The sequence below is a fragment of the Pseudomonas laurylsulfatiphila genome, from assembly GCF_002934665.1.
Taxonomy (GTDB): domain Bacteria; phylum Pseudomonadota; class Gammaproteobacteria; order Pseudomonadales; family Pseudomonadaceae; genus Aquipseudomonas; species Aquipseudomonas laurylsulfatiphila.
In genome coordinates this window covers 714,046-735,201 of sequence record NZ_NIRS01000002.1, presented here as the reverse complement: position 1 = coordinate 735,201, position 21,156 = coordinate 714,046, and the positions used below count along the sequence as shown (strand labels likewise).

Annotated in this window: 16 protein-coding genes and 1 pseudogene; 12 read left to right on the top strand and 5 right to left on the bottom strand. The window is 63.3% G+C overall.

Translation table 11 applies throughout. From position 1 onward, the window contains the following. Positions 1-3: 3 nt before the first annotated feature. From CD175_RS09050 to CD175_RS09025, 5 genes are all read right to left on the bottom strand, one after another. Positions 4-420 carry a MaoC family dehydratase gene (locus tag CD175_RS09050; RefSeq protein WP_102700352.1) on the bottom strand — a complete coding sequence of 139 codons (417 nt, stop codon included), beginning with the start codon at positions 418-420 and terminating at the stop codon, positions 4-6. Positions 421-434: 14 nt separating this feature from the next. Next, entirely contained in the window at positions 435-875 is a 441-nt protein-coding gene (locus CD175_RS09045; protein ID WP_104448604.1) for a MaoC family dehydratase N-terminal domain-containing protein, read from the bottom strand. A gap of 29 nt (positions 876-904) precedes the next feature. Further along, entirely contained in the window at positions 905-2,089 is a 1,185-nt protein-coding gene (locus CD175_RS09040) for a lipid-transfer protein (RefSeq protein ID WP_104448603.1), read from the bottom strand. A gap of 27 nt (positions 2,090-2,116) precedes the next feature. Further along, positions 2,117-3,274 carry an acyl-CoA dehydrogenase family protein gene (locus CD175_RS09035; RefSeq protein ID WP_240628953.1) on the bottom strand — a complete coding sequence of 386 codons (1,158 nt, stop codon included), beginning with the start codon at positions 3,272-3,274 and terminating at the stop codon, positions 2,117-2,119. Between the two features lie 217 nt (positions 3,275-3,491). Then, positions 3,492-6,320, bottom strand: a complete 2,829-nt coding sequence (locus CD175_RS09025) for a winged helix-turn-helix domain-containing protein (protein ID WP_104448601.1) — start codon at positions 6,318-6,320, stop codon at positions 3,492-3,494. 196 nt (positions 6,321-6,516) lie between these two features. Here CD175_RS09025 and CD175_RS09020 point away from each other — a divergent pair, with 196 nt between their 5' ends. The 12 genes and pseudogenes from CD175_RS09020 (at position 6,517) to CD175_RS08965 (ending at position 21,069) form a co-directional block, all read left to right on the top strand. Then, positions 6,517-7,671: a CaiB/BaiF CoA transferase family protein gene (locus tag CD175_RS09020; protein WP_104448600.1), complete on the top strand. Its 1,155-nt coding sequence runs from the start codon at positions 6,517-6,519 to the stop codon at positions 7,669-7,671. A 51-nt stretch (positions 7,672-7,722) separates the two neighbouring features. Further along, the gene (locus CD175_RS09015; RefSeq protein ID WP_104448599.1) at positions 7,723-8,526 is read left to right on the top strand and encodes an enoyl-CoA hydratase/isomerase family protein; all 804 of its coding nucleotides are present in this window, start codon (positions 7,723-7,725) and stop codon (positions 8,524-8,526) included. Between the two features lie 57 nt (positions 8,527-8,583). Next, positions 8,584-10,143 (top strand): annotated as a pseudogene (locus CD175_RS09010) (acyl-CoA synthetase); the annotation flags it as partial. Next, the gene (locus CD175_RS09005) at positions 10,143-10,577 is read left to right on the top strand and encodes a PaaI family thioesterase (protein ID WP_104448597.1); all 435 of its coding nucleotides are present in this window, start codon (positions 10,143-10,145) and stop codon (positions 10,575-10,577) included. The pseudogene CD175_RS09010 and the gene CD175_RS09005, both read left to right, overlap by 1 nt. Next, the gene (locus CD175_RS09000) at positions 10,568-12,091 is read left to right on the top strand and encodes an acyl-CoA synthetase (protein WP_104448596.1); all 1,524 of its coding nucleotides are present in this window, start codon (positions 10,568-10,570) and stop codon (positions 12,089-12,091) included. The genes CD175_RS09005 and CD175_RS09000 overlap by 10 nt, the downstream gene beginning before the upstream one ends. Positions 12,092-12,326: 235 nt before the next feature. Next, entirely contained in the window at positions 12,327-13,466 is a 1,140-nt protein-coding gene (locus tag CD175_RS08995; RefSeq protein WP_104448595.1) for an acyl-CoA dehydrogenase family protein, read from the top strand. A 31-nt stretch (positions 13,467-13,497) separates the two neighbouring features. Then, a complete protein-coding gene (locus CD175_RS08990; protein WP_104448594.1) occupies positions 13,498-14,706 on the top strand; it encodes a lipid-transfer protein in 1,209 nt (402 codons plus the stop codon). After that, positions 14,703-15,860: an acyl-CoA dehydrogenase family protein gene (locus CD175_RS08985; protein WP_104448593.1), complete on the top strand. Its 1,158-nt coding sequence runs from the start codon at positions 14,703-14,705 to the stop codon at positions 15,858-15,860. The genes CD175_RS08990 and CD175_RS08985 overlap by 4 nt, the downstream gene beginning before the upstream one ends. A gap of 24 nt (positions 15,861-15,884) precedes the next feature. Continuing rightward, positions 15,885-16,886 carry an acyl-CoA dehydrogenase family protein gene (locus CD175_RS08980; RefSeq protein ID WP_104448592.1) on the top strand — a complete coding sequence of 334 codons (1,002 nt, stop codon included), beginning with the start codon at positions 15,885-15,887 and terminating at the stop codon, positions 16,884-16,886. A 9-nt stretch (positions 16,887-16,895) separates the two neighbouring features. After that, positions 16,896-17,684, top strand: a complete 789-nt coding sequence (locus CD175_RS08975; RefSeq protein ID WP_104448591.1) for a crotonase/enoyl-CoA hydratase family protein — start codon at positions 16,896-16,898, stop codon at positions 17,682-17,684. Positions 17,685-17,842: 158 nt separating this feature from the next. Continuing rightward, positions 17,843-19,675, top strand: a complete 1,833-nt coding sequence (locus tag CD175_RS08970; protein ID WP_104448590.1) for a DUF1302 domain-containing protein — start codon at positions 17,843-17,845, stop codon at positions 19,673-19,675. A gap of 26 nt (positions 19,676-19,701) precedes the next feature. Next, positions 19,702-21,069: a DUF1329 domain-containing protein gene (locus CD175_RS08965; RefSeq protein WP_104448589.1), complete on the top strand. Its 1,368-nt coding sequence runs from the start codon at positions 19,702-19,704 to the stop codon at positions 21,067-21,069. Positions 21,070-21,156 lie beyond the last annotated feature (87 nt).

The following is a 21,156-nucleotide window of genomic DNA, read 5'->3' as shown; positions in this document are numbered from 1 at the left end:
TGTTTACAGAGCGATCACGGCGTCGCCAACGATCTTGGTCTCGCCGTATTGATTGGTGGTGCGCACTTCGACCTTGATCCGTTGCTCGCCCTCGACCTCGAAGCGGTCGACGACAGTGCCGGTGCAGGTGATCTGGTGACCCAGGTGGGTGATGCCGAGAAAGCGCACGCCGAACTCGCGCAACTGGCGCTGATCGACCCATTGGGTCAGTAGGCGACCGAGGTAGGCCATCGACAGCATGCCGTGGGCGAACACGTCGGGCATGCCGGCCCGGCGGGCGTAATCGGTGTCAATGTGGATGGCGTTGTGATCACCCGACGCACCGGCGAACAGGGCCAGGGTGGTGCGGTTGATCGGCGGCAAGGCCAGTGGTGGCAGGGTGTCGCCGACGTTGATTTTTTCCAGGCTAATCGCGTTCATCAGTGTTCTCCGCTTCAGCTGTTGCGCTGCACAAGCACGCTGCGCAGGTCCGCAATATGCTCACCGTGCTGATTGGTGACTCGGGTTTCGCGCACCACGAATTCCAGGGCGCCGCCTTTCTTGTCGTAGATGTCGGCGATGCGCACATCGAAGCGCAACGTGTCGCCGGCATGGGCCATGCGGTGATAACGGAAGGATTCTTCGCCGTGCAAAATGCGCGCGGTGACGATGCCCAGTTCGTCACGCCAGGCGTTCGAAGGAATCTGGAACTCCAGCGAGAACAGAAAGGTCGGCGGCAGCGGCAGGTTGGGATACCCGGCATCGCGTGCGGCCTGTTCGTCAAAGTAAACCGGGTTGGTTTCACCGGTGGCCTTGGCGAAGAAGCGCAGTTGCCCGGCTTCGGCGGTCACGAGGAAAGTGGGCAGTTGTCTGCCGATGTGTTTCTTGTCGATCATCGAAATGGCTCCTTTGCTCAGCAGGCGTGTCAGTTTTTCTGGTAAACGGTGACCACGCAGGCGCCGCCCAGGCCGAGGTTGTGCTGCACCGCAATGCGCGCGTCCTGCACCTGGCGTTGTTCGGCGGTGCCGCGCAATTGGTGGGTCAGTTCAAAGCACTGGGCCAGGCCGGTGGCGCCCAGCGGGTGGCCCTTGGAGAGCAGGCCGCCGGACGGATTGGTCACCCATTTGCCGCCATAGGTGTTGTCGCCATCGTTGACCAGTCGCTCGCCGCCGCCTTCGGCGCACAGGCCCAGGCCTTCATAGGTCAGCAGTTCGTTCTGCGCGAAGCAGTCGTGTAGCTCGATGACGTCGATGTCCTGCGGGCCGACGCCGGCCTGGTTGTAGGCGATGTCCGCAGCCATGCGCGTCATGTCGAAACCGACCACGCGGATCATGTCCCTGGCGTCGTAGGTGCTCGGCAGGTCAGTGGTCAGCGCCTGCCCAGCCATCAATACGTCGGTGCGCAGGCCGTGCTTTTTCGCGAACGCTTCGGACACCACGATGGCCGCGGCAGCGCCACAGGTCGGCGGGCAGGCCATCAGTCGGGTCATCACGCCTTCCCACAACATCGGGGCGGCCATGACTTCTTCGCTGCTCACCACGTTGCGGAACACCGCCAGCGGGTTGTTGGCGGCATGACGGCTGGCCTTGGCGCGGATCTTGGCGAAGGTTTCCAGTCGGGTGCCGTACTTCTGCATGTGCGCGTAGCCGGCGCCGCCGAACTGACGGATGGCATTGGGCAGGTCAGGCATGCCGATCAGTTCGTTGGCCAGCACCAGGGCACGTTCGGTGGCCGGTGCGCGGTCGGTCCAGGCGGATTTCAAGGCGCCCGGGTTCATGTGTTCGAAGCCAAACGCCAGGGCACAATCCACCGCGCCGCTTTGTACCGCCTGGCGAGCGAGGAACAGCGCACTGGAGCCGGTGGCGCAGTTGTTGTTGACGTTGATCAGCGGGATGCCGGTCATGCCCACGCGGTACAAGGCTTTCTGGCCGCAGGTGGAGTCGCCGTAGACATAACCGGCGTAGGCCTGCTGGATGTCATTGAAATCCACACCCGAATCGGCCAGGGCCTGGCGGATCGCCTGTTCACCCATGACGTCGTAGGGCTCGTTGGTCCCCGGTTTCTTGAACTGGATCATGCCGACGCCAGCAACGAACACTTTATTGCTCATCGTTGTTTTCCTTGTTGTTTGAGAGGGTCAGAGCTTGCGCGCGATCATTTCGCGCATGACTTCACTGGTGCCGCCGTAGATGCGATTGACCCGTGAGTCGACGAAAGCGCGGGCGATCGGGTACTCCATCATGTAGCCGTAGCCACCGTGCAGCTGGACCATGTCGTCGATGCATTTCCACAGGGTCTCGGTGGTGAAGAGCTTGGCGATGGCCGCTTCTTCCAGGGTCAGGCGCCGGCGCATGTGCTCGCCCAGGTAGTAGTCGACCATCACCCGCATGGCGGTGGCCTGGGCCTTGATGTCGGCGAGCTTGAATTTGCTGTTCTGGAAGTCCCAGACGGTCTGGTTGAAGGCCTTGCGGTCCTTCACGTACTCGAGGGTCTGCTCCAGCAGGCGCTCCAGCTTCGCGGCGGCGGACACCGCGATCGAGAAGCGCTCCTGGGGCAGTTCGCCCATCAGATAGGTAAAGCCCAGGCCTTCCTCGCCGAGGCGGTTGCCGACCGGCACGCGGACGTTGTCGAAGAACAGCTCGGAGGTGTCGGCGGCGGCCTGGCCGACTTTCTCCAGTTTGCGCCCGCGCTTGAAGCCGGCGCGGCTGGCTTCCACGGGGATCAGGCTGATGCCCTTGGCGCCGGCAGCCGGGTCGGTCTTGCACACGACAATGACCAGGTCGGCGGTCAGGCCGTTGCTGATGAAGGTCTTGCTGCCGTTGATCACGTATTCGTCGCCATCGCGCACGGCGGTGGTGCGCACGGCCTTGAGGTCGCTGCCGGTACCGGGCTCGGTCATGGCGATGGCCAGGATGGTCTCGCCAGAGCAAATGCCCGGCAGCCACTTCTGTTTCTGTTCTTCGTTACCGCAGCGATTGATATACGGAGCGATGACGTCCGAATGCATGCCGAAGTAGGCGCCACTCACCCCGGCTCGGGCGAACTCTTCGTTGAACACCGCGCAATGACCGAAATCACCGCCGCCGCCACCGTATTCGATGGGCAGGGTGATGCCGAGCAAGCCTTCGCGGCCGGCCTTGAGCCAGGTTTCGCGGTCGACCTGGCCGGCCTTGTCCCAGGCGGCCTGGCGCGGCAGGCATTCGCGTTCGAAAAAGCGCCGCACGGTGGTGCGGAACATCTCATGGTCGTCGCGGAAAACGGTTCGGGCGATGTGCACGCAAGACTCCTCAAACATGGCAGGCCGGCCTTGGGCCGAGCGCTTACGCAAGGCGCGGACTGCGCCTGTGATCTGAGGGTTACGATAGGTGGGGCCCGTGGCCCGAACGCCACCCGAGCCGGGTGGCGGGGGAAAAAACAATCCATGTAGGAGCTGCCGCAGGCTGCGATCTTTTGATCTTGTTCTTAAAAAACAAAGTCAAAAGATCGCAGCCTGCGGCAGCTCCTACAGGGTTTCAGGGGTGGACGTTGCTGCCATCCTGCGATTCCAGATCCCGCACCCGGGCCACCGCTTCGTCGCGGCTGCTGACGCCGAGCTTGCTGTAGATATGGCTCAGGTGCCATTTCACGGTTTCCGGCGAGAGCCCCAGGGCACGGGCGATTTTCTTGTTGGGCAGGGCCTGGGCCAGCAGGCGTACGACTTCGATTTCCCGTTCGCTCAACGGCTCGATCCCGGCCGTCAACGGTTTGCTGGTGGCCGTTGTCGCAGGTTTGGCCTTCGAGATCGCCGGGGTCGTGGCCTCGGCCGCCTGCAAGCGCTCGACATAAAACGCCAGCACGGGGTCCAGGACTTCGCGGCCGGCGATATCGCAGATCAGTTTCAAGCCATCCGGATGGGCGTCGAGGAGGCTGCGCACCAGGCCAAAACGTTGACCTCGGCGCAAGGCTTCGATGACTTTGCTCCGTGCCCGTTCATGGTTGCCGCGTTCGGACTCGATCACGGCGCTGAGCACCAGCAGGCGCGTTGCCCCGAGTTGGCGACGATGCCGCTCGCAGGTTTCGATCAATCGTTCTATGCGATCGCAAGCCCCGTCCAGATCACCCTGGACCAGTTGCCAGCGAGCGCGGGCATTCTCGGCCAGGATGTGGATTTCCTTCAGGGCCGTGTGCCCGGCATCCGGGTGACGCGCGTCGATGGCTTCCAGGCGCGCCAGTTTGGTCTGGGCTTGTGCCGTCTCCCCGAGAATCAGCAACCAGCGCACTTGCCAGGTCAGGCAGTAGGCTTGCAGGCGCTCCAGACCCAGTTTGATCGCGTACTCATCCAGCCGCTCGACAAACGCCAGGGCTTCTTGATGGTTACCTGCCAGCCATTGCACGTTCCATAACACTTGCAGCACACGCAGGACGGAATCGGGAATCGAAATCCGTTCGAGCAGGTCGATCCAGCCCGAGAGCATTTTGAAGGCGGCGTCGACATCGTTGGTTTCGTACAGCACCTCACCGAGCAGCGCGGCGGAGAGATAAGTCGCGTCGGCACCGGCCTTGCCGCATTGGCCGGCCTCATGCAGCACGTCGCGGTAAACCCTTTCCGCCTGAGTCATCTGACCTTCAAGGGCCAGGCTCAAGCCAATCATGCAACGCCCCTGAAGGCTGCCGGCCGTGGTCCCCAGCAGCGGTTCGCCATTGATCAGCAGGTTCGGCCGGTCGAGTTGCACCTGCCGGGCCTTTTCGTATTCGCCGCGGTGCATGTACAGCCAGGACAGGATGTTGGCGCAGGAGCCGATGGCCACGCTGTTGCTGCCCGGCGGCGGGTTGAGCAGTTGCGGCAGGACCGTCATGGCCGCGTCGGTGTCATCCCGTTGCAGGGCCAGGGAGGCGCGCAGCAGCGAGATCATGAAGTGGTCATGGACTTCGCTCTCGGGAACGTCGCGAAACAGTTGTTCGAGGCTGGCGGTGCAGGCCACGAAATCCCTGGCATACAACTGCATCCGCGCCTTGAGGATGCGCAGCTTGACCCGGGCCTGTACCTGTTCGACCGGCAACAGCCGTACCAGCTCGATCAACATGCGCAGGTCGCCATGGGCGTAGAGCGCCTCGGCGTGTTGCTCCACCAGATCGGCGGCGGCAGCCGGGTCGCCGCCCATGACCGCGTGGTGCACCGCTTCATCCAGGTGATTGTGGTCACGGAACCAGTGCCATGCCCGCACGTGCACCGCGTGTTGCTCGGCCTGGCTGCGGGAGTCGAAATACTTGAGCAGGGTTTCGCGCAACAGCGGGTGCAGGCGATACCAGGTTTCACGTTCGGCGCTGTCCACCGGGATCAGGAACAGGTTGTCCCGCTCCATGCGCGTCAGTAGCGCATTCGCTTCGGCAACCGCCTGCGGGTGGCCGCTGAGAGCGGCGCACAACGAGGCGCAGAATCGATTGCACACGGCCATGAGCAGCAGCAGGTCGAGGTCGGTCGGCGACAGGTGAGACAGCACTTCGACTTCGAAAAATTTGGCGAAGGCCTGATCGTCCCGCAGTTGCGTGTGCACTGACGTGGCGTCCGGGGTGGCAGGCGGGCGGTTCTTTTTGCGGCTGACGGCGAGCAGTTGCAGGCCGGCGACCCAGCCATCAGTCAGCTCATGCATCATCCTGGCGTCGCGGGCATTGACCTCGCCCAACTGCGCCTTGAGGAACTGTTCTGACTCGACCGCCGTGAAGCGCAAGTCCCGCAGGTTCAGCTCGAGCACCAGTTCCTGGCTGCGCAACCGCGCCAGGGACAACGGCACGGCACTGCGCGACACCAGCGCCAGATGCAGGTTGGCCGGGGCGTAGTCGATCAGCCATTGCAGGGCCTGGTGAATGCCCACGTCGGTCAGGTGGTGCAGGTCGTCGAGTACCAGCACCAGTTCACGGCCACGGCTGGCAATGCTGCGCACCAGAGTGATGACGGTGCGTTCCACGGCCTCGCTGTCGATGCCGCGACCTTCCAGTTGAGTCGCGTCCCGCACGAGTGCCGGGTCGATTTGGCCGAGGCTCGCCAGCAGGTAGTCAAGAACACGCGTCAGTTCGTTGTCATCCGCCGACAGCGTCAGCCATGCCACGTCGAACCCCAACGGCAACAGCGCCTGGCGCCAGGCGATCAGGGTCGAGGTCTTGCCGCAGCCGGCCGGCCCCTTGAGCACGATGCAGCGCAGGCGTCGGGCCTTGAGCATTTGATCCTGCAGGCGTTCGCGGGAAATCAGACGCCCGGTGCTGCGCGGCGGAATCAGTTTGGTGCTGACGATCGGGGACTGAACCGGATTGAAGGCCTGGCTGGCATGGGGGTCCGATGCATTGGACTTGCGGGGTTTATCCATGGGGCTGTCCGATTCTTTCTTGTTTTGTGAGTGCGTCGAATCTCATCGAGTGTAACCCAGAGCATGGGTGGCATGACCCTGTCTTTGGCGGCCACCACCCGATGCGGGTGGTGGTCGTCGATCAACGGATTGATCTACTGGAAGGCACAAGAATAGGAGTGCTGTGGCGCTCCGTCAGAACAGTGGAGCGTTGGCAATGGGCGTACTGAGTGGCATTCGGGTGGTGGAGTTTGAGGCAATCGGGCCGGCGCCGTTTGGCACCATGCTGTTGGCCGATATGGGCGCCGACGTGGTGCGCATCGACCGCCCGCAGAAGGCCAGTGACCTGGGGCCGAAGCTGGAAGGCAAGCGTGCCGATATTACCGGGCGCAATCGTCGTTCGGTCACCCTCGACTTGAAGCGCCCGGACAGTGTCGCCGCTGCGCTGGAACTGATCGAACGTGCCGATGTGGTGATTGAAGGGTTTCGCCCCGGCACGATGGAGCGTCTGGGTCTTGGCCCTGACATCGCGCTCAAGCGTAATCCGCGCCTGGTCTACGCGCGGATGACCGGTTGGGGCCAGACCGGCCCGATGGCCGACCGCGCCGGGCATGACCTGAACTACATCGCCTTGTCAGGTGTGTTGTCGAGCATCGGCCCGGTCGGTGGGCGACCGGTGCCGCCGCTGAACCTGGTGGGCGACTACGGCGGTGGTGGCATGCTGCTGGCGATGGGCGTGCTGGCGGCACTGGTCAATGTGCAGCGCGGCGGCGCCGGCCAGGTGGTCGACGCGGCCATGACCGAAGGTGCGGCGCAACTGGGCTCGGTGATCTGGGGCCTGCTCGCCGGCGGGCACTGGACAGAACAGCGCGGCAGCAACCTGCTCGACGGCGGCGCGCCCTGGTACGACACCTACGAAACCCGCGACGGCCAGTACATGGCAATCGGGCCGATCGAGTCGCGCTTCTATGCACAGATGCTGGAAATTCTCGGACTCTCCAACGCCGACCTGCCCAATCAGCACGACCGCGCTGGCTGGCCGCGGCTGCGTGAGGCCTTCACCGCTGCGTTCCTGGGCCGCACCCGCGAGCAGTGGGTGGCCGCGTTCGAAGGCAGCGACGCTTGCGTTGCACCGGTACTGGGGCTTGTCGAAGCCGCCCGCCATCCCCACGGCGTTGCCCGTGGCAGCTTCATCGAGGTTGACGGGGTGGTGCAACCGGTCCCGGCTCCGCGTTTCCTTGGCACGCCATCGGCGCAACCGAAACCCGCACCCGAGCGTGGCGAACACGGCGGCGACGCACTGCGCGACTGGGGCTTCGACACAGCGGCCATCGAGCGCTTGCGTGAGCTGGGTCTGGGATGGCGCGCCTGAACGCGTTCGCCCCGAAAAAACATAAAGATCCGTGCAGCGCAGGAGTCACCCATGGCCATTCAGTTCAAGATCATCGATCACGTGGCACTTGTTACGCTCGATGCGCAACAGTCGAACAACACGCTGACCCTCAGCGATTTGATGCACCTGCGCAAGACCCTGGGCGCCTGCCAGGATGACGAACAGGTGCGGGTCATCGTCCTGACCGGTGCCGGCGAGCGTGCATTTTGCAGCGGCGCGAGCCACAAGGAGTCGCTGCTGGCCGCTTCGGGTTTCGTCGCCGGCACCCTAAAGAGTCGCGAGACCGAAGCCGAGGAGGGCGGCTACAGTCGACTGTTCGACCTCAGCGACCTGGACATCTGGAAACCGGTGGTTGCCGCCATCAATGGTGCCTGCCTGGGAGGCGGTCTTGAGCTGGCGCTGCAATGCGATCTGCGCATCGCTTCGTCCGGCGCTACGTTCGGCTTGCCTGAAGTGTGCGACGCGACCATTCCGGCGGCCGGCGGTGTGCAGTACCTGCTGCGTGCGATCCCGGCGGCACACGCGATGAAAATGGCCCTGACCGGGGAGTCGATCGGCGCGCAGGAGGCCTTGGATATCGGGTTGATCATAGAGCTGCTGCCCAAGGATCGTCTGCTGCCTGCGGCGCTGGATCTGGCCGGGCGCATTGCGGCCAATGGTCCACTCGCGGTGCAGTCGATCAAGCGCCTGGCGTTGCAGACCGCCCACCTCGCACCCCGGGATTTCGTCACCCAGGCCCATCTGCACTGGGGTTTGCTGCGCGACAGCGAAGATCACGCCGAAGGGCGCATGGCCCAGGTCGAGCAGCGTTCACCGAAGTACACCGGCACCTGACGCAACAGGCAAGCGCCGCATTCGTCCTGACCTGACAACAATAATTCACAGGAGAACCCCATGTATTTGACCCAAGGCCTGCACCGTGTGTTGCAGCAACGTCCCCATGCCGTGGCGACGGTCTTTCGCGACCGCCGCCGCACCTATGCCGAACTGGCCGAGCGGGTGGCTCGTCTGGCCGGGGCCTTGCAGCAACTGGGGATGCAGACCGGCGACCGCGTCGGCCTGCTGGGCCTGAACTCCGACCGGTTCCTTGAGTATTTCCTGGCGACCTGGTGGGGCGGCGGCGTGGTCAACCCGGTGAATATTCGCTGGAGCGTGCCGGAAATCGTCTACTCGCTGGACGACTGTGACACGCGCATCCTGCTGATCGACGACACCTTCCTGCCCATGGCCGAAGACATCGCCGGCAGCGCCAAGGTACGACCATTGCTGATTCACATCGGCGACGGGCCATTGCCCCAAGGCATGCTGTCCTATGAGCAACTGATTCGTGAAGCTACGCCGGTGGACGACGCCTTTCGCGGCGGTGATGACCTGGCGAGCATCATGTACACCGGCGGCACGACCGGCCGGCCGAAGGGCGTGATGCAGTCGCACATGAACCTGTGGACCGCTGCCGTGGCCCGTGCGGCCGATGTGCCGGTGCCGGTGGATGCCCTGACCCTGCACATCGCGCCGATGTTCCACCTGGCGGCGCTGTCGCGGGTCATCCTGATCTCGCTGCTCGGTCTGCCGAGCATTTTCGTCCCGGCCTTCGATGCCCTGGACGTGATGCGTACCATCGAGCGCGAGCGCATCACCGACATCCTGATCGTGCCGACCATGCTTCAGGCATTGATCATGCACCCGGAATTCGCCAGACATGACCTGAGCTGCCTGCGCAGTCTCACCTACGGCGCCTCGCCGATTGCCGTGCCCTTGCTCGAACTGGCGCTCAAAGCGTTGCCCAATGTCGAGTTCACCCAAGGGTACGGCATGACCGAAGCGGCGCCGCCGATCAGCGCCAACGGTCCGGAAAACCACAGCGCCGAAGGTATTGCCAATGGTCGCCTGCGCTCGGCCGGCCGCCCCGGGCTGGGCGTGACCGTGCGCATCGTCGACGAACACGACAACGAGGTGCCGCGCGGCACGGTCGGCGAAGTGCTGGTCCGTGGTCCGAACATCATGCTCGGCTACTGGAACAAACCCGAAGAAACGGCCCAGGCCCTGCGTGGCGGCTGGATGCACACCGGCGACGGCGCCTACATGGACGACGACGGCTATATCTACATCGTCGACCGCTTCAAGGACATGATCGTCAGCGGCGGCGAAAACGTTTATTCGGGTGAAGTCGAAAGCGCGATTTCCAGTCACCCGGCCGTTGCTGCCTGCGCAGTGATCGGCATTCCGTGCGCGCAGTGGGGCGAAGCGGTGCATGCGGTGATCGTGCTCAAGCCCGATCACGAAGCCGCGGGCGCCGCGATCATCGAGCATTGCCGGCGGCAGATCGCGGGCTACAAGACGCCGAAGTCGGTCGAGTTCCGCACTGCGTTGCCGCTGTCTGGCGCGGGCAAGGTGCTCAAGCGCGATTTGCGCGAACCGTTTTGGGCCGGCAAGGACCGGGGTGTCAGCTGATGCCACAGGTGAACGGCGGCGCAGTGATTCCCGAGGGCTTCTGCGCGCTGGAACAACGCTCGGGTTTTTTGCGCAGTTGCGGCGATTTTTATGTGCATGAAACGCTGCCGATCCTGGCGGTGCGCCTCGAACCGCAGCATCTCAATTACGTGCGCATCGCCCACGGCGGCTTTCTCGCCACGGTGGCGGACAGCGCGTTCGGCGTCATCTTGCGGCGCCATTCGGTGTCGCAGTCGGTGGCAGTGACGGTCAATCTGAACGTCGATTACCTCGGTCCGGTGCACGAAGGCGAGTGGCTGGAGGCGCATGTGCAAGTGCTCAAGCGCGGCGGCACCTTCATCAACGCCAGCTGCCTGTTGAAGGTCGGCGAGCGCCTGGTGTTGCGTGCCAACGGTGTCTTCACCCCGTGGAAAGGTCAGATGCCATGTACATGACCCAATGCCTGCAACGCACACTGCAACAAAATCCGGATCAACTCGCGACGGTTTTCGGTGATCGCCGTCGGACCTATCGCCAGTTTGGCGACCGTGTCGCTTGCCTGGCGGGTGCCTTGCAGAATCTGGGCATGGCGGCCGGCGATCGGGTCGGCATGCTGGCGCTCAATTCCGACCGCTACCTGGAATACATCATGGGTGTGTGGTGGGGCGGCGGGGTGCTCAACCCGGTGAACATCCGCTGGAGCGTGCCGGAGATCGTCTATTCGCTGGACGATTGCAGTACCGGCATCCTTATCGTCGACGAACACTTTGCACCACTGGCCGAGAAGATCCGCAGGAGCGCCCGCCATGCGCCACGGTTTATCTTTGCAGGCGAGGGCGAAGTGCCGGTGGGCATGCTGGGTTTCGAGCAATTGATTGCCCAGACCGCGCCGGTCGAGGATGCCGGGCGTGGCGGTGAAGACCTCGCCTGCATCATGTACACCGGCGGCACCACCGGGTTTCCCAAGGGCGTGATGCAGTCGCACTTGAACCTGTGGTCGGCGTGCATGCCGCGCATGGTCGACATGCCGCCGATTCGTGACGGTCGACTGTTGCACGTGGCGCCGCTGTTCCACGTCGCCGGCATGGCTCGGGCACTGATTCAGTTCATGGCCGGTGAAAGCCATGTGCTGCTGTCGAGTTTTGATGCGGCCCAAGTGCTACAGGTGATCGAGCGGGAACGGATCACCGAGACGCTGCTGGTGCCGACCATGATCCTCGCGCTGCTGGCCCATCCGGACTTCGATCGCCATGACCTCGGTAGCCTGAAACGCCTGACCTACGGTGCGTCACCCAGCGCTGGCGAAATGGTGGAGCAGGTATTGGCCCGGCTTCCGGATCTCGAGCTTTCTCATTCCTACGGGTTGACCGAAGCCTGCCCGGTGGTGTCGAGCAATCTGCCGTGCAATCACACGCCGCAGGCACGCAAGAGTGGTCTGTCGCGTTCGGTCGGGCGCGGCGGGTTGGGGGTCAACGTGAGGATCGTCGACCCGCAAGGTCAGGAAGTTGCGCGTGGCACGGTGGGCGAGATCATCGTGCGCGGGCCGAACATCATGCAGGGGTACTGGAACAAGCCCGAGGAAACCGCCAAGGCATTGCGCGATGGCTGGCTGTTCACCGGCGATGCCGCGTGGATGGACGAGCAGGGATACCTGTTCATCGTCGACCGCCTCAAGGACATGATCGTCAGCGGTGGCGAAAATGTTTACTCGGCGGAAGTCGAAAACGTCCTGGCGCGGCACCCGGCCGTGGCGCTGTGCGCGGTGATCGGCGTTCCCCATGAACAATGGGGCGAGGCGGTGCACGCGGTGGTCGTGCGCAAGCCCGGTACCGAGGTTGATGCCGAGCAATTACGCAGGTATTGCCGCGAATTCATCGCCCCCTACAAATGCCCGAAAACCGTTGAGTTCCGCGACGAACTGCCGCTGTCGGCCGCCGGCAAAGTCCTCAAGCGCGAACTGCGCCAATAACCCCAATAACCGCCCCTGTAGGAGCTGCCGCAGGCTGCGATCTTTTGATCCTGATCTTCAAAAAATCAAGATCAAAAGATCGCAGCCTGCGGCAGCTCCTACAGGGTTTTTTTGTGCTTTGACAGTTGGCGGTGATCGCTACCCGATCCGGGTGGCTTCACGACCCACCCCCCGCCAATACAGTGGTTCCACGAACCAGGCGCAAGCCTTGCCTGGCAACCCACTGGAGATCCCGATGCATATCAACCGTACCGTCTACCGTGAAGACCACGAAATGCTGCGCGACACCGCGCGGCGTTTCTTCGAGCGTGAGTGCCTGCCCAAACAGGCGCAGTGGGACGAGGCCGGGCAGGTCGACCGGGAAACCTGGCTCAAGGCTGGCCGCCATAACCTGTTGTGCCTCACCGTGCCCACCGAATATGGCGGTGGTGGCGGCGACTTCGGCCACTCTGCGGTGTTGATCGAAGAGCTGTACCGCGCCGGGGTTTCGGGCTGGAGCCTGGGCGTGCATTCGGACATCGTCGCGCCCTACATCGTGCGTCTGGGCACCGAAGAGCAGAAGCAGAAATGGCTGCCGAAAATCTGCACCGGCGAAACCGTACTGGCCGTCGCGATGACCGAGCCGGGCACTGGCTCCGACCTCAAGGCGATCCGCACCACCGCGGTGCGTGACGGCGACGAGTGGGTGATCAACGGCAGCAAGACCTTCATCAGCAACGGCCTGACCTGCGACATGGTGGTGGTGGTGTGCAAGACCGACCCGAGCGCCGGGGCCAAGGGGTGCAGCCTGATCGTGGTCGAGTGCAACCGCGAGGGGTTCCGCCGCGGGCGCAAGCTGGACAAGGTCGGCCAGCACGCCGCCGACACCGCCGAGCTGTTCTTCGACGATGTCCGTGTGCCGGTGGGCAACCTGCTCGGCGAAGAAAACAAGGGCTTCATGCACCTGATGGAAGAGCTGCCGCAAGAGCGCCTGGTGATCGCCCTGTACAGCGCCGCCAAGCTCGAACGCCTGCTGGAGCAGACCGTCGAGTACGTGAAGGAGCGCAAGGCGTTCAACCAGACCGTCTGGGACTTCCAGAACACCAAATTCAAACTCGCGGACATCAAGGCCCAGGCCACGGCCGTGCGCCTGACCATCGACCACTACATCGGTGAGCACATGCGTCGTCGCCTCACGGTGCAGGAGTCGGCCATCGCCAAGCTCTTCGCCACCGAAACGCTGTGGAAGTGCATCGACGATATGGTCCAGCTGCATGGCGGCTACGGCTACATGATGGAGTACCCGATCGCCCGCGCCTTCGTCGACATGCGCGTGACGCGTGTCTTTGGTGGCACCAGCGAAGTGCTGCGCGAACTCATCGCGCGCCAGTTGTGATTCCTTCCCCCGCATTTTTTCAGGTGACACCATGAGCGAAAAAGTACTGGTTGCCGGCGTCGGCATGATCCCGTTCCGCAAGCCCAGCGACAGCCCGACCTATGTGCAGATGGGCGCCGAAGCGGTGCGTCGCGCCCTGGCCGATGCGGCGATCGATTACAACTTGGTCCAAGAGGCTTACGCCGGTTACGTCTACGGCGATTCCACTTGCGGCCAGACGGTGCTCTACGAAGTCGGCATGACCGGGATCCCGGTGGTCAACGTCAACAACAACTGCTCGACCGGTTCCACCGCGTTGTACCTGGCGCGCAAGGCCATCGAATCCGGTTCGGCCGATTGCGTACTGGCGGTGGGTTTCGAGCAGATGCAGGCCGGTGCGTTGAAGTCGCACTGGGATGACCGTCCGCCGACGCGCGAACGTTTCCTGCCGATCCTGCGTGGCCTGACCGCCGATATGGATGGCATGGCCCAGGCCATCCGCACCTTTGGTGGTGCCGGGCGCGAGTACATAGAGAAATACGGCGCGAAAATGGAAACCTTCGCCGCTGTGCGCGCCAAGGCCAGCCGTCATGCCGCCAACAACCCGCTCGCATTGTTTCGCAAGGTGCTCAGCGTCGAAGACGTGATGAACGACCCGGTGATTCTGCCAGGCGTCATGACCCGCCTGATGGCCTGCCCGCCAACCTGCGGTGGTGCCGCGGCGATCCTGGTCTCCGAGCGTTTTGCCAAAAAACATGGCCTGCGCCGTGACGTGGAAATCGTCGCCCAGGCCATGACCACCGACACGCCCGAATCCTTCAATTTCGAAAAACCGTCGATGCTCGACTGGGTCGGCACCCACATGACCCACGCCGCCGTGGGCCAGGTGTACGAGAAGGCTGGCGTTGGCCCACAGGACATCGACGTCTGCGAACTGCACGACTGCTTCGCCCAGAACGAAGTGATCTGCTACGAGTCGCTGGGTTTCTGCCCCGAGGGCGGGGCCGAGAAGTTCGTCATGGACGGTGACAATACCTACGGCGGGCAGATCGTGATCAATCCGTCCGGCGGCCTGCTTTCCAAGGGGCATCCATTGGGCGCGACCGGTTTGGCGCAGTGCTACGAGCTGACCCAGCAATTGCGCGGCAACGCCGAGCAGCGTCAGGTCGACGGGGCGCGCCTGGCCATGGCCCATAACCTCGGGCTGGGCGGCGCATGCGTGGTGACGCTGTACGGCAAAGTCAGTGGAGGTGCCCAGTGAGCAGCTTGCTCGACGCCTTTCGCTTGACCGCTCTGCCGCCACACGCGGAAGCCTTTCGTGCCGAGGTCAAAGCTTTTCTGGCCGAGCATCTACCAAGGGTTTCGGCGAGTGTGCGAGCGCGCAGCTGGACCGGCTTCGATGCAGGTTTCAGTCGGCAACTGGCGCAGCGCGGCTGGGTCGGCCTGACCTTGCCCGCCGCTTATGGCGGTGCCGGGCTGGATGCGTTCAGTCGTTTCGTGCTGGTGGAGGAGCTGCTGTCTGCCGGTGCTCCGGTGGCGGCACACTGGATCGCCGACCGCCAGAGCGGGCCGTTGATCCTGAAGTTCGGCAGCGATGCACAGAAGGATTTTTTCCTGCCGCGCATCTGCGCCGGCCAGGCGTTTTTCTGCATCGGCATGAGCGAGCCGAACTCGGGTTCGGACCTGGCCAGCGTGCGCAGCCGTGCCACTCGTTGCCCCGAAGGTTGGCGCCTGAGCGGGCGCAAGATCTGGACCACCAACGCCCATCACGCCGACTACATGATCGCCCTGGTGCGCACCAGCGGTGCGCCCGAGGACCGTCAAAACGGGCTGTCGCAATTCATCATCGACCTCAGGCAGCCAGGCATCAGCGTGCGTCCCATCGTTGACCTGGCCGGTGACGCGCATTTCTCCGAAGTGGCCTTCGACGACGTCTTGCTCGGCGAAGACGCATTGGTGGGCGAGGAGGGCAGTGGCTGGAAACAGGTCAACGCCGAACTGGCGTTCGAGCGCAGCGGGCCGGAGCGTTTCTACTCCAGCATCGTGTTGCTCGACCTGTGGGCCGAGACGTTGCGGCAAACGGGCGCGACGGCCCAGGAGAGCTCATTGCTCGGCAGTTTTCTCAGCCAGCTCACTTGCCTGCGCAACCTGTCGCTGGCACTGACCGCGTTGCTCGCACGGGGTGAAAGCCCGGTGGTGGAAGCCGCACTGGTCAAGGACATCGGCACCGAATTTGAGCAAGCGATCCCGGCGGCGATTGCCGCGGCGATCAGCGCCCATCCGGATGTACCGGTCGATGAGGCGCTTTACAGCACGGTCGCCTACCTGAACCAGGTCGCACCGACCTTCTCGTTGCGCGGCGGCACCCGGGAAATCCTGCGCGGCATGATCGCCCGTGGCCTCGGCCTGCGCTGATGCACCTCCAACAGGAAATACTTCATGTTCACTGAAGCCATTGAAAAGATCCTCAGCGACTTGTGCACGCCGGCGCGGGTCCGTGCCGTGGAACGCGCAGACAGCGCTGCGACGCTGTGGAGCGCGCTGGAAGACAGCGGTTTTCTCGAATTGCTGACGCCGGAAGATGCCGGTGGAGCGGGCCTTGCGCTGAATGCACTGCTGCCGATTTTTGTTGCCTTCGGTCGCTGCGCGCTGCCGGTCCCGGCGGCGCAAAGCATTGCCGCTCGCGCGTTGATGCGTGACTGCCCGAGCGCGCCCCCGGCCGGCATGTTGACCCTGGCCGGTACAGCCCATCGCCAGCCCGATGGCCTGTTGTGCGTGCCGCGTGTGGCATTTGGCTTGATGGCCGATTTCGCCCTGGTCAACCTGGAAGGCCAGTTGTTGCTGCTCGACTGCAGCCTGGCCCGCCGTCAGCCCACGGGCGTTCACGGCAGTCAATGCGCCACCTTGTACTGGTCGCAGGACTCACTCGGTAGCGCCATCGGCAATAACGGCGAGGAAGTACGGGTGTTCAACGCCGCCATCCACGCCGCCGCCATCGCCGGGGCCATGGAGCAGGCACTTGCCATGACGCTGGAGTACTGCAACGACCGCGTGCAGTTCGGCAAGGCCATCGGCAAGTTCCAGGCGGTGCAGCATCAGCTCAGCGTGATGGCGGAGCAGGTTGCCGCTTCGCGCATCGCCGCTGAACTGGCGTTTGTCGGCGATTCGCAGGTGCCGCCGCTGATGGCGACGGCCATTGCCAAGGCGCGGACCAGCATGGCGGTGCCTCAAGTCACGGCCATCGCCCATGCATTGTTCGGCGCCATCGGCGTGACCGAAGAACTGGACCTGCAACTGTTCACCCGGCGCCTGCACGAGTGGCGCGTCAGCGAAGGTTCGGAAACGTACTGGAACGGGATTGTCGGCCAGGCGTTGCTGACGCAGCCGAACGTCACGGCCTGCGAATTCGTGCGTCACGTCACCCCGTCTCCCACTGCTTGAGAACCAGTCATGAACCCGTTTTTGAAGTACGAACAGGAAGGTCATGTCGTCACCCTGACGATGAATGACCCCGAGCGACGCAATCCGCTGACCGGCAACAGTGCCGTGCCGGAGTTCCTCGAAGCCATCGAGCGCATCGAGCGCGACAGCAGCGTGCGTGCAGTGATCATCACCGGCGCCGGCACGGCGTTTTGCTCCGGTGGCAACGTGCGCGACATGGACCGCTATGCGCAGATGTCGGGCATGCAATTGCGTCAGGAATATCGCACCGGCATTCAGCGCCTGCCCCTGGCGCTGTTCAATCTGGAAGTCCCGGTGATCGCCGCGGTCAATGGCGCAGCCATTGGCGCGGGGCTGGATCTGGCGTGCATGTGCGACATCCGCGTGGCGTCCGAACAGGCGAAGTTTGCCGAGAGCTTCGTCAAGTTGGGGATCATTCCGGGGGACGGTGGCGCCTGGCTGTTGCCACGGATCATCGGTCTGTCCCGTGCCACCGAACTGACCCTGACCGGGCAAATGATCGACGCTCGCCAGGCCGAGCAATGGAACCTGGTGTCGCGCGTTGTTCCCGCCGGACAGTTGCTGGACACGGCACGGGAAATCGCCGCGTCGATTGCCGCCAACCCGCCTCACGCCGTGCGTCTGGCCAAGCGCTTGCTGCGCGAGGCCTTGCACACCCGGCTCGACACGCTGCTGGAAATGTCCGCGACGTTTCAAGTGCTGTCGCACCAGACCGCCGACCACCGCGAAGCCGTGGCGGCCTTTATCGACAAGCGCGTACCGAGCTTTACCGGGTGAATGTCACCGAGCGTAACGCCCGGCTTGCACCGGGCTGTTACACCGCGCGAAACCTCGCGACCAACACCCCTTCAAATCACCCGTTCGGGTGTGAGGGACGGGCCGGAGCCCCACTAGCATGGGCGCTCCAACACTTAATCCTTAACCGGAGAAACCGCATGACAACAAAAACAATGCGCGGAGTTTTCCAGCCGAGTCTGCTGGCCGTCGCTGTAATGGTTGCCACTTGCGCGAGCAATCAGGCTCACGCTGTTGATTTCAATATCGGGGAAATTCAGGGCAGTTTCGATTCGTCGCTGTCGATAGGGGCGAGCTGGTCGACGGCTGATCCGGACAAGCAATTCATCTCCAACTTCAACTCACAGGGCGTTACTGGCGGTCAGTCCGCGTCCCGGACCACCGACGACAACCGCCTGAATTTCAAGAAGGGTGAAACCTTCTCGAAGATCTTCAAGGGCGTGCATGACCTGGAGCTCAAGTACGGTGACAGCGGCGCCTTTGTGCGCGGTAAATACTGGTACGACTTCGAGCTGATGGACGAGAGCCGCCCGTTCTATGACATCAACGACTCGGGGCGTGATCGCGCGGCCAAGTCCTCCGGCGCGATGTTCCTCGACAGCTTCGTCTACCACAACTACACGATTGGCGATCAGGTCGGCAACGTGCGCCTGGGCAAGCAAGTGGTGAGCTGGGGCGAGAGTACCTTCATCGGCAACTCGATCAACAGCATCAACCCGATCGACGTCGCCGCCTTGCGTCGTCCCGGTGCGGAAGTGAAGGAGGGCCTGATTCCGGTCAACCTGCTCTACGTGTCCCAGGGCCTGGCCGACAACATCACCGCCGAAGCGTTTTACCAGCTGCAATGGGACAAGTCGGTGGTGGACAACTGCGGCACGTTCTTTGGCAATGACGGCGTACCGCAGGGCTGTGACGACCGCCTGGTGATCGCCGGTCTCGACCTGCCACCGGGCGTGGCGAAGAACACCGGTGGTTTGGCGGCCATTGCCGCAGGCACTGATGACGCCTTTATCCCGCGCCTCAACGACAACGATGCACGCGACAGCGGCCAGTATGGCCTGGCCCTGCGCTGGTACGTGCCGGAAGCCAACGACACCGAGTTCGGCGCCTATGCGATGAACTATCACAGCCGCAACCCGTACCTGAGCATCAACCAGATGAGTAACCCGGCCGGGGGCGTGGCTTCGGCACGCAGTGCCCGCTACTTCATCGATTATCCGGAAGACATTCGCCTGTATGGCTTGAGCTTCCAGACCAACGTCGCGGGCGTTTCGCTGGGGGGTGAACTCAGCTACCGGCCGAACATGCCGCTGCAACTGAACACCGCCGACCTGTTGTCCGCGGCGACCTTCGGCGCCACATCGCCCCTGATCACCACCGGTTTCGCCGGGCGCACCCTGGGTGGCGAGGTCAATGGCTACAAGCGCATGCCGGTGACCCAGGCGCAGGTGACCGCGACGCAGTTCTTCGATCAGGTGTTCGGTGCCAGTCGCCTGACCCTGGTGGGCGAGGTGGGTTACAACAAGATCAACGGCCTGGGCAAGGCGGACGGTACGGACCTGCGCTTCGGTCGCAGCCCGGCCTTCGGTTCCGGTGAACTGCCGGGCGCCGCAGGCGCGGCCACCTGTCGCGGCACCGCCGCCGGCACTGCGACAGCCAGCAACCCGGCGCAGGAATGCAACAACGATGGCTTCTACACCAGCAGCAGCTGGGGCTATCGCCTGCGCGGCAAGCTCGATTACCCGAACGCGATCGCCGGTATCAACCTGTCGCCGAACCTTGCCTGGTCTCAAGACGTTCAGGGCTACGGCCCGAACTTCGATGAAGGTTCCAAGGCGGTCAGCCTCGGTGTCGATGCCGACTACCAGAACACCTACACCGCCAGCCTCAGTTACACCAACTACTTCGGTGGCGATTTCAATACCAACGTCGACCGCGACTACGCCGCGCTGAGCTTCGGCGTGAATTTCTGATGCAACCCTGCCAGAGGAAACTGAACATGAACGCACGTTTAATTCTGCGCGCCGGCGCACTGAGTCTGTCGTTGCTGGCCACTGGGGTCATGGCCGCTGTCACCCCGCAGGAAGCGGCTCAGCTGGGCACCACCCTGACGCCGTTGGGGGCGCAGAAAGAGGGCAATGCCAACGGCAGCATTCCTGCCTGGACCGGTGGCCTCAAACCCGGCGCGGCGCCACTGGACAATGGATTTCTTGGCGATCCGTTTGCCAGTGAAAAACCGCAGTTCGTGATCACGGCCGCCAACGTCGAGCAGTACAAGGACAAGCTGACCCCGGGCCAACTGGCGATGTTCAAGCGCTATCCGGACAGCTACAGGATCCCGGTGTACAAGACCCAACGCACGGCCGCGTCGCCACAGAACATCTATGACATCGCCAAAAAGAGTGCGGTGACCACCGAACTGACCCCCGACGGCAACGGCCTGGTGAACTTCACCCAGACCCGCTATTACCCGTTTCCGATTCCAAAGAACGGTGTGGAGGTGTACTGGAACCACACCAACCGCTATCGCGGCGGCAACATGGAACGTATCGCGGCCCAGGCGGCACCGCAAACCAACGGTTCCTATTCCATCGTCGAGTACGAAGACAAACTGGCCTTCCCACAGTTGATGGAGGGCGTCGATGCCGGGCAGGCCGATAACGTTTTGTATTACTACAAACAGGAAATCACCGCGCCGTCGCGCATGGCCGGCAGTGTGATCCTGATCCACGAGACCATCGACCAGGTCAAGGAGCCGCGCCTGGCATGGGTCTACAACGCCGGTCAGCGCCGCGTGCGCCGTGCACCGCAAGTGGCGTATGACGGCCCGGGCAACGGTTCCGACGGCATGCGCACCGCCGACAACACCGACATGATGAACGGCGCGCCGGATCGTTATGACTGGAAACTGGTGGGCAAACAGGAACTGTACATTCCGTACAACAACTACAAGTTGCAGTCGCCGAAGGTCAAGTACGACGACATCATCAAGCCGGGACACATCAACCAGGACCTGACCCGTTACGAGTTGCACCGCGTGTGGCACGTGCAGGCCACGCTCAAGCCCGGTCAACGCCACGTCTACGCCAAACGCGACATGTACTTCGACGAGGACACCTGGCAACTGGCCGAGGTCGATCACTACGACGGCCGCGGTCAGCTGTGGCGAGTGGCGGAAGGTTATGCGGTCAATGATTACGAGCGCGGTTCGTCGAACTTCTCCATGCTCGGCATCTACGACCTGATCGCCGGTCGCTACAACGTCCTGGCGATGACCAACCAGTCCAGGCATGCGACGACGTACGGCATGACCGCGAAGATGACCGACTTCACCCCGGCTGCGCTGCGCAACGACGGCATTCGCTGACTCTTTGTCCCGCTTCGCACAACGCCCTGTTCGCAGGGCGTTGTGCGTTGTGCGGCGCCTACCACCTGATGCGGGTGGCGCGTTATC